Origin of the sequence: Burkholderia sp. Ac-20365, from assembly GCF_017104715.1 — a bacterium.
In the GTDB taxonomy this organism is placed as follows: domain Bacteria; phylum Pseudomonadota; class Gammaproteobacteria; order Burkholderiales; family Burkholderiaceae; genus Paraburkholderia.
The window spans coordinates 1-760 of record NZ_JAAGPI010000134.1 but is presented as its reverse complement, the minus strand read 5'-3'; the positions used below and the strand labels follow the sequence as shown (position 1 = coordinate 760).

The 760-nt window shown below is 67.2% G+C and carries 1 protein-coding gene; it reads right to left on the bottom strand.

Features of this window, described 5'->3' with window-relative positions:
* Positions 1-190: 190 nt before the first annotated feature.
* Positions 191-760, bottom strand: a 570-nt coding sequence (locus G3O01_RS44990; protein ID WP_205814001.1) for a PLP-dependent aminotransferase family protein, incomplete at its 5' end; no start/stop codon positions are given.

The following is a 760-nucleotide window of genomic DNA, read 5'->3' as shown; positions in this document are numbered from 1 at the left end:
CTGCCGCTGTTCCTGACGCTGCTCGCGCTATCGTGCGTCGTGCTGACGTTCGCGGTGTGGATCGGGTATTGAGGTTCACGGCAGGGTCTGCACAACGCGCGTGCTCTTCGCGGTGCGGAAAGCACGCCGCCCTCCGGTATCGATGGCCGCAGCGGGCATCGCAACGCGATACCGCCACCGAATACGCCGCTCAAGCCACCTCGACCACCCGACCAAACGCCCGCTCGTCGATCGCCTCCGCAAGCGTCGCGAACGCGGGCGCGATCTCGTCCTCCGCCACGCATGCATAGCCGAGCAGCAACCCCGCCGCCGCACGGTCGCGATCCGCGTAATACCCCGACAACGGCCGCACGACGATATTGCGTTCGAGCGCGGCCTGCGCGACCGCGCGATCGTCGACGCCTTCCGGCAACTGCGTGACCAGATGCAGCCCCGCATCGCTGCCGAGCGCGTGCAGCGTGTCGCCGTAGCGCTGCGCGACCGCGTCGAGCAGCACCTCGCGGCGCTGCCCATATAACGTGCGCATCTTGCGGATATGCGACACGAAGTGCCCTTCCGCGATGAACTCGGCGAGCATCGCCTGTTGCAGCAATTGCCCTTCGCGATACAGCTCGGCGCTGGCGGTCGCGAAACTTTCCGCGAGCGGCTCCGGTGCAACCAGATAACCGACCCGCAGCCCCGGGAACAGCGTCTTGCCGAAACTGCCGACATAGATCACCTGCCCGGCCGTATCGAGACCCTGCAGCGACGCGAGCGGCCG